This is a genomic window from Anaerospora sp. (assembly GCF_032013335.1).
Taxonomy (GTDB): domain Bacteria; phylum Bacillota; class Negativicutes; order Sporomusales; family DSM-15969; genus Anaerospora.
The window spans coordinates 59,074-66,567 of record NZ_DALZUO010000024.1; the positions used below are offsets into that span (position 1 = coordinate 59,074).

The following is a 7,494-nucleotide window of genomic DNA, read 5'->3' on the forward strand; positions in this document are numbered from 1 at the left end:
TAACTTTCTATATATCAGCGATATTCACGGGCAGGAATATGCTGCTATATTATTGTATTCTTGTAATAATGCTTTATCCTTATTTTCTGATATGAAGGGAGTTTTTCTATGCCAACTCTTAGCGAAATTGAAAAACTAATACCTCAACTTAACCCTAGACGATATACAAAATTACTGAAAATGAAAGAAATACCAGAACTAGTAACTTTTCTGCACCCGGACGAAACAATTTTAAGAATTACACCCGCCCTTTTACCTGAGGGTGTTAGAAATGGTATTTTTATAGCAACCAATACGCGATGTTTTTTCTTATATAAGGGCGGATTCTTTAGCGAGATATTTTTTGAGCTAATCCTTTATGACAAGATCAGCAGTGTTGAATTTAACATGTCAATAGGACAACTTGTTATTTATACCGTTAGTAAAAAAATTGAATTTCAAGGCATCATAAAAGAAGAATTGCGCGACCTGTGCGATTTTATAAGCTCCCAAGCACACAAAAAATCTGAACCAGCAGCGGCCCCGGCGAGTGTCGATACAGGCAATGATATGATTGCACAATTAGAAAGATTATCTCATTTAAAAGAGCAAGGAGCTATAACTGAAGAAGAGTTTATTGTTGCCAAAAAGAAACTATTAGGAATGTAATTGCTGAAGCCCACAATTTATATGTGGGCTTTTAACTTTCTATAAACCATTGCCCGGTATCACAGAATAGAAATACCTCTTTGCCGTGTATCCTACATTTATAACGCATACCCTGCCCGCCCATTTTGAGAGATGCTGCCATTCTTACGTCCAATACCTTATCTACACTAAATACTCGCCCGTCCTCCCATGTTATGGACAACGGCTTTACTCTGCCTTCTGGGTCATGTCCGCTGTCACGCCGATGTAAATCTTTTTATTCATTATTACCACCTCAATAAGAACATATGTTTTGCATAGCCATTTTAGAACAGACGTTCTACGCTGTAAAGCGGTAATAAATGACAAAAGCCTGCCGCAATTGGCAGGCGCGTAAATCGGGTTATGCCGGGTTTTTCTTTTTTGTTTTGGGTTTGATTTATCCTTCTTTATCGCTGCCAAGCTGGCCTCGATAGCAGCCATAATGTCTATAACAGGTGCGGCCTGTGCTGCCGGTTTGGTTATTATAGCCTCTTGTTCCGCTTTACTGTCTATCAAAGCCATTACAGCAGCATGGTATTCATTCTTGTATTTCTCCGGTTGAAACTCGGTTAGCTGCGATTCTATCAAAAGTTTTGCCATTGCCAATTCTTTTTCTGTTGGCTGCATATCCGGCAATTGTTCGGCTAACTCAGCTACGGGTATAATTTCGTCAGAGAATAGCATTGTCGAGAGTGTCAACGCCTCTCCCACTGGTCTGATCGCTGCCAAGTATTCCTTGCTACGAAGCACGAAAAACGTGCAACACCTACAGACTCGGTTTGTTTAAGGGCTTCTAGTAGCAGCGCATAAGCTTTGCCCGCGCCCGGCTCCGGGGCAAGGTAATAACTGCTATCGTAATGCCTGGGGTCGATCTGGTTTAACTTTACAAAGTCCGCAATATCTATTACTCTGCTTGCCTTTGGTGTTATGGCTTCCAATTCTGCTTCAGAAATTACCACATACCTGTCCGGCGCTATTTCGTAGCCTTTCGCAATCTCAGTCTGTGGAACTTCCACGCCGTCAGTCGCTGTTTTCTTGTAGCTTATGCGGCTATAATCATCCTTACGGAGTTGCTTAAAGCTTACTGTTTTCTTTCTGGTAGCATTATATAAGGAGACAGGGATATTAACCATCCCAAAACTAATCATGCCGCGCCATACTGTTTTCATATCATTTTATCTTTCTAGTGGGGCCGATAGTTATTATTTCTATTATATAAAATTGCGGGTCCTGAGTCGATGGAAGGTGCAGGAAACAAAAATAAGCCGCCCACCCCGAAGGATGAGCGGCTATGCTATTGATTTATTTATTCCTCAAACTCCATAATCTCAAAGTCCTGGATTTTATCAAAAACCAGGTAATCCGTCCGACTTTCAAATGGTCCCAGGTCGAATGGTTTACTGAAAGTATAATACGGAGAACCGCTACCTGCATCGCGCGTATTATACCAATTGATAAAAGAGTCAACTTCCGTTTTTGCAAGTTCGTATTCTTTACGCGCACCATCGGCCATTGTAACTGCAAGAAGAGCTTTACTAAGAACTAAATAGCCATCAGCATCGATGTCCATACAGTCCCAATGTAGCCCATACCCATTAGTAGCTTTATTTGTTATTCTGACAGTGTGGTGCCCTAATTCTAATCCCGTCTTTTCATAATTCAATCTATATTCGCTAACTGTAGCAGTGACGTTGCTAAAATATTCTGTTATGCTATCATCTATAATAACCTGTATATTATCGCTTCTACCAGCAGAACTGCGGCAAATAAATCTTATTTTAGTTCCATAAAATTTAAATAGCATCGAACTATCATAATCACCGATAGCTACAGTGTTATTATACCAATATTGAGTTCCTTGTTCTGTTTGATGAACCCAATTATCTCCAATATATTTTATCCTACTATCTGCATTATCATATCTTCTCCACCCCGCTTCTGGCACACTTAATGGTTGACCTATTGTTGCCATTTACATTCCCCCTAATTTTTAATGATTCACAGCCTCATTCTTTATCCGTACAACTTATCTTGTAAATTGCTGTAAAATTAGTTGTACATAATATACTTGTTTTTATCTGCATTTCGTAACACATAAATTAGCGGGTAAGTAAATACCCTCCTGCTGCAGTACCAATAAACCAGCCGATCCGCTCCTTCTTACGAGCCGATTTTTCTGACCCTTCATAGTCAATCCCAAAATAGAGCACCGCCCTACCAATTAAGGTAAGACGGTGCTTTCAGCTTTCTATGAACCATTGACCAGAATCACAAAACAGAAATACCTCTTTCCCATGTATTCTACAGGTATAACGCATGCCCTGACCTCCTACTTTGAGAGATGCTGCCACTCTTACGTCTAATACCTTATCTACACTAAATACTCGCCCGTCTTCCCACCGGATTGAGAGCGGTTTTACCCTGCCTTCTTCGTCATGTTCGGCTATTACTCCGATAAATGTTTTGCTCATTTTATTACCTCCTTTTATAAGAACATATGTTTTGTATGGTTATTTTAGAACAAATGTTCTGTTTTGTAAAGCGGTAGTAAATAAAAATACCCCCTTGCAAAATTCTCAATTACGTAGTATTATGAATTAAAAGTTCACGAACAAACGAACTATTTGTTCAAATGTTAAAAATATAAGGGGGAGTCCACATGGCTAAATTTCACAACCGATTGAGAGAATTACGCGAAGAGAAGGGTGAATCCCAAAAAGCTATAGCTAGCTATTTGCAAATAACCGAGCGTTCGCTTCAGTATTATGAAAGCGGCGATAGAGAACCTTCTATTAAAAACATTGAAAAATTAGCTACTTACTTTGGAGTAACTATTGATTACATTCTAGGTCGGACGAATGATCCAGATGGCAGTTTTGCCGATCACCTGCGGAGCTTGGCAAATAATGCGATTTATGAGCCGATTTCGGATTTCATTACGCTTATTGTGGAAGAAGCGAAGAAAGCAACAAAAAACGGCAAAACCGAGGTTAGAGTCCATAGTATAATTTCTGGCATCATAAATGATGTTCAAACCGAGCTCGTTCTTCAGAAAGAACTTGAAAGAATGCAGCTTACAGTACGCAACATCAAAATCACTGATTTAGGTGATCCTTTGGGTATAAAAACAGTAACCGCGGAAGTTTCGTGGGCTGAGAATAGTGGTACCAACAAAGCACCAGTAAAATAAAAAAGCCCCAGACCGAAGTCCAGGGCGATGATTAACGGGTAAGCAAATACCCACCTGCTGCCGTTCCAACAATCCAGACTATCCGCTCACGCTTGCGAGTGGATTTTTCTTTGTCCATTTCCTTTTTGTTTACGGCTGCCTGCTTCTCTAATTCCTGGTTTGCAATAAGCCGCGCCTGAGCATTAGCCATTTCCGTCACATCAATGCGGGCTGTAGTTGTTGTAGAAAAGCGCAGTTCGCCGTTTTCCCCCAGTTTCACATCCGGCTGACCAGACAAATTCGGCACCTCTACCTCTTGCCCATTTACAATAGCAATAACCTTGCCTTGCTTCTCCATGAACTGCAGCACCGCTCCCGGAGAGCTGGGAGCCTGAACCGCTACTTCCCGGATTGTTTCAGTTGTGATATGGATCACCTGAGGTGGTAGCGTAACAGTTTGCACCACAGGTACCTGCTTCTGCTGCTTCCAATTCTGGTACTCGCCCCTTGCCCAAAGCAGAAGAGCCAGCAGTAGCGCTAGCCCTATAATGTATTTCTAATCATTACGGATGAACATCAAATACCCGATCACGGCCACCGCCAACGTTTCGTCGAGATCTCGGGTACCTGCGGTAATTTCTTGCCGGCATTCATCATGACGCGCTTTCTTTCTCGGTAATGGATATGCCAGTTCCCGGCTACTTGGTTTTCAATTCGAATTTGGGATTTAATTTCTACAACTTGACTCATGCTATCCCTCCCGACAAATGGGTGATAGGGCGGTCTATGCCGCCCTTTTTCTATTTTTCTCTATAAAGTTGATAACGAAGGCAACGAGATTACCTTAATTGTTGTATAGACATAGCAAATATTGGCTATACTATTACTAGAGTGCGCAACTCCCTAAGCCAGAGCGACTGCATGAGCAGAGTTCTGGCTTTTTATTTTTCCCACTCCTCAAAGCCGCTGCCGGCCCTTAGCTGGTACCGGTTCAATCCGCCGCACATTAGAAAGAATCCAAGCATGCGGCCGGGCTCAAAGTGACCAAACGCAATCTCATTGTCTCCGTACAAATCCTTCCATGCAGCGATCCTCTCATTGCTCATTTCAACACAATCAACCAGCTCAGCTATAGCGAGCACCTTGCCAAACGGCGTATCGTCATTCCACAATGCTTTCAAATCCATACTCGGTACGGATCCAGGCACAACGCCCAATAAATAGAAAACCAATCATTATATTTAATTTTTTCGGCTATAATAAGCTAGTACAACAGAGGGGGCATGTTATTGAACACTATAGAGACCATACATCAACTGAGACTTCAACTGTGGAATATTTCATATGCAGACTACATAAACCAGGGTTTACTTTCTTACCAGTGGTGGGGAATAGTAGCACTTCTAATTATTTCTTATACCATTTGGTGGAAATTAGTTGATAAGACTAGAATGATTGAAATTTTACTTTTTGGCTCTTTTGCGACTGTAATGTCAACTCTATTTGATCTTTGGGGCATATCTGCAGCTCGGTGGCAGTACAATATTGGATTACTTCCATTTCAACTTGCACCATTTCCATTCGATTACTCTGTAGTTCCTATACTGTTAATGCTCTCTTATCAATATAGCAGTAACTGGTTAACCTATATCATCAACTCTTCTTTATCATCAGCCATCATAAGCTTCGTCATAGGCCCATTATTCCGATATTATGGTATAATGACCTATTTTGATTGGAACTTTATTTACTTTTTCCTTGCTAATCTTGCAATAGCAGCTATAGCTAGAATTGCGATTCTCCTTATACTAAGTATTGTTAAGTCTAGTCGAATAGAAAATGCCGTTGCAAGCAGATATGACCCTATAGCGCAACCAGCAACAAAACTTTTGCCCAATAACGATAATGATGATGATCATTAACATTATCAAGGAATGGATAGATCTTCATACATTCTTCTCCAATAAAAAGTATGGCTTACCGTCTCCATGGAAAAGCTAATATCGACCACTACTCAAAAGAGGTGCATTATGAGCGATTTATACCAAAGCAAGAAAACCGGGAATTCTACCCGTGTTACCTTAGGTGATCCTAAATATGTCTCCAACAAGGAAAGCGCCGAAGAGGTAAATTCGATCAATAAACCACAACTACCAAAGAAAAAGTGATAATATGCCGCCTCAAGAGGCGGTATTTCTTTTATACAGTATTTGTGAAATATGGTAACAATTAGCAAAGCATTGTATATTTAAAATTGGTATTTTATCGCTCTGCTTTTTCGGAAATGAAATTAAAAAGGAGATGAAGCCCGTGAAATCTATCTTAAAAGCTATTTTTATATTTGCATTGCTCTTTTGTTTACCATTTAGTTCTACTGCAGCTGAGCAGAATGCCCAAACACTAAACTCAGAGAAACAAACATACAGTAATCCAACTTATAATCTACGTATACAGTTTCCAAAATCCTGGTCACTCTTCTCTTACCCGTCGAAAAGGACCGATCTTATTCAATTCTCGGCCGTTCCTCCTACTCACTTACCCAGAGTTGAAATTACTATAACTCCAAAAGACCAGCAGGGTGCTCCTACGCTTCGATATAAAACGCGAAAGAGCGGTGCGCCTGAAACGACTATTGATGAGGAAGGCGAGAGCATTATTAATAGTTATACTGCAAAAATGACTCTAGCACATATTACTGACCACTCAACAGTAGATCAATATTCTCTTACTTACTATATTAAAAATGGAACGACCGGTTACTTGTTCATGCTGCAAGGTGACTATAAAAATTACTCTGAGGACCGCAAAGTATTTGATGAAATAATGAGTACTATGGAACTAACTCCTGAACTTCCCAAACAAAAATAATAGGAGATAGAGATGGAAAAGCTATCGTTTATACTTTGCTATTCTTAAGCATGATTTGTTATATGGCCCCTACCGCATTGCAGAAGGTGCTGATACAAATACAAACTCGTCTACACAACATCAATCAACCGCTCTGCTTAGTGTACATGATTTAAAAGATGGCTCTGCAGAAAGTGTGTCAGTGCGCGAATCGTCAATAGATGCTGCCGCAATATCAGCCGTTAAAAAGTGAAATTTACGCCGTAAAAGATAGCAACGGTGAGGCAAAAGAAGTTACTACAGTAGTTAGAATTATTTTTAAGCCGAAAGACTGATTACTCGTCTACAACCACTATTGACCTAATCTAATTTTTGTAGTTATAAAACATCTCCGGTATAAAATATTTAATCTAGGCTAAGGAATGAAAGTCATTTGCCGACTGAGGCAGTTGACTTTCATTCCTTAGCCCATCTATTTTAATCCACCTCTGTCGGGATGGTTTCTTTCTCTAGTGTGCTATACCACTCTTTCACATCTTTGTGTGCTGCAAACAAGCCATCGGATGAAGATTAAAGAGATTAACCAAGAGTTAGAAAGACTAATTAGTCTTTTTTATCGCCTCCCATCTCTTTTCTAAAAAAGCGATTGCCCCTTTGGGCAATCGCTAAAAAAATAATCTTATTCAACTAATATCGCCGTACTATCACAGGCTAGGCAATGTAATTCAACAGTATTATTACCACAGGCCTCTGTCATTTCACAGGCACGGTGGTTGATTATCTCCACTTCTTCCGCCCCGCATTTTTCA

Annotated in this window: 11 protein-coding genes; 4 read left to right on the forward strand and 7 right to left on the reverse strand. The window is 40.3% G+C overall.

Features of this window, described 5'->3' with window-relative positions; all coding sequences use genetic code 11:
• Positions 1 to 108: 108 nt before the first annotated feature.
• Positions 109 to 648 (forward strand): PH domain-containing protein, encoded by a 540-nt coding sequence (locus RTR76_RS16580; RefSeq protein ID WP_312522740.1) that lies wholly within the window; start codon positions 109 to 111, stop codon positions 646 to 648.
• Positions 649 to 855: 207 nt separating this feature from the next.
• Here the strand turns inward: RTR76_RS16580 and RTR76_RS16585 are convergent, their stop codons facing one another.
• The 4 genes from RTR76_RS16585 to RTR76_RS16600 form a co-directional block, all read right to left on the reverse strand.
• A complete protein-coding gene (locus RTR76_RS16585; RefSeq protein WP_312522742.1) occupies positions 856 to 1,419 on the reverse strand; it encodes a hypothetical protein in 564 nt (187 codons plus the stop codon).
• Positions 1,365 to 1,838 carry a Ku protein gene (locus RTR76_RS16590; RefSeq protein ID WP_312522744.1) on the reverse strand — a complete coding sequence of 158 codons (474 nt, stop codon included), beginning with the start codon at positions 1,836 to 1,838 and terminating at the stop codon, positions 1,365 to 1,367. The genes RTR76_RS16585 and RTR76_RS16590 overlap by 55 nt, the downstream gene beginning before the upstream one ends.
• Positions 1,839 to 1,975: 137 nt before the next feature.
• On the reverse strand, positions 1,976 to 2,641 hold the full coding sequence (locus RTR76_RS16595) for a hypothetical protein (protein WP_312522749.1): 666 nt from the start codon (positions 2,639 to 2,641) through the stop codon (positions 1,976 to 1,978).
• A 268-nt stretch (positions 2,642 to 2,909) separates the two neighbouring features.
• The gene (locus tag RTR76_RS16600) at positions 2,910 to 3,140 is read right to left on the reverse strand and encodes a hypothetical protein (RefSeq protein ID WP_312522752.1); all 231 of its coding nucleotides are present in this window, start codon (positions 3,138 to 3,140) and stop codon (positions 2,910 to 2,912) included.
• Positions 3,141 to 3,328: 188 nt separating this feature from the next.
• On the opposite strand from RTR76_RS16600, the gene RTR76_RS16605 reads away from it, so the two are divergent.
• Positions 3,329 to 3,859, forward strand: coding sequence for a helix-turn-helix domain-containing protein (locus RTR76_RS16605; RefSeq protein ID WP_312522755.1), 531 nt, complete (start codon positions 3,329 to 3,331; stop codon positions 3,857 to 3,859).
• Positions 3,860 to 3,890: 31 nt separating this feature from the next.
• Here the strand turns inward: RTR76_RS16605 and RTR76_RS16610 are convergent, their stop codons facing one another.
• The 3 genes from RTR76_RS16610 to RTR76_RS16620 form a co-directional block, all read right to left on the reverse strand.
• Positions 3,891 to 4,301, reverse strand: coding sequence for a hypothetical protein (locus tag RTR76_RS16610; RefSeq protein ID WP_312522763.1), 411 nt, complete (start codon positions 4,299 to 4,301; stop codon positions 3,891 to 3,893).
• Positions 4,302 to 4,426: 125 nt separating this feature from the next.
• The gene (locus RTR76_RS16615) at positions 4,427 to 4,588 is read right to left on the reverse strand and encodes a hypothetical protein (RefSeq protein ID WP_312522769.1); all 162 of its coding nucleotides are present in this window, start codon (positions 4,586 to 4,588) and stop codon (positions 4,427 to 4,429) included.
• A 191-nt stretch (positions 4,589 to 4,779) separates the two neighbouring features.
• Positions 4,780 to 5,025 (reverse strand): hypothetical protein, encoded by a 246-nt coding sequence (locus RTR76_RS16620; protein WP_312522773.1) that lies wholly within the window; start codon positions 5,023 to 5,025, stop codon positions 4,780 to 4,782.
• A 102-nt stretch (positions 5,026 to 5,127) separates the two neighbouring features.
• Here RTR76_RS16620 and RTR76_RS16625 point away from each other — a divergent pair, with 102 nt between their 5' ends.
• Positions 5,128 to 5,760, forward strand: a complete 633-nt coding sequence (locus RTR76_RS16625) for a CBO0543 family protein (RefSeq protein ID WP_312522775.1) — start codon at positions 5,128 to 5,130, stop codon at positions 5,758 to 5,760.
• A 388-nt stretch (positions 5,761 to 6,148) separates the two neighbouring features.
• Positions 6,149 to 6,706, forward strand: coding sequence for a hypothetical protein (locus tag RTR76_RS16630; protein WP_312522776.1), 558 nt, complete (start codon positions 6,149 to 6,151; stop codon positions 6,704 to 6,706).
• Positions 6,707 to 7,494: the final 788 nt, after the last annotated feature.

Coding starts and splice junctions, on each gene's coding strand:
- RTR76_RS16600 (WP_312522752.1), bottom strand. CDS start 3,140: ATGAGCAAAACATTTATCGGAGTAATAGCCGAACATGACGAAGAAGGC.
- RTR76_RS16590 (WP_312522744.1), bottom strand. CDS start 1,838: ATGAAAACAGTATGGCGCGGCATGATTAGTTTTGGGATGGTTAATATC.
- RTR76_RS16595 (WP_312522749.1), bottom strand. CDS start 2,641: ATGGCAACAATAGGTCAACCATTAAGTGTGCCAGAAGCGGGGTGGAGA.
- RTR76_RS16580 (WP_312522740.1), top strand. CDS start 109: ATGCCAACTCTTAGCGAAATTGAAAAACTAATACCTCAACTTAACCCT.
- RTR76_RS16620 (WP_312522773.1), bottom strand. CDS start 5,025: ATGGATTTGAAAGCATTGTGGAATGACGATACGCCGTTTGGCAAGGTG.
- RTR76_RS16605 (WP_312522755.1), top strand. CDS start 3,329: ATGGCTAAATTTCACAACCGATTGAGAGAATTACGCGAAGAGAAGGGT.
- RTR76_RS16615 (WP_312522769.1), bottom strand. CDS start 4,588: ATGAGTCAAGTTGTAGAAATTAAATCCCAAATTCGAATTGAAAACCAA.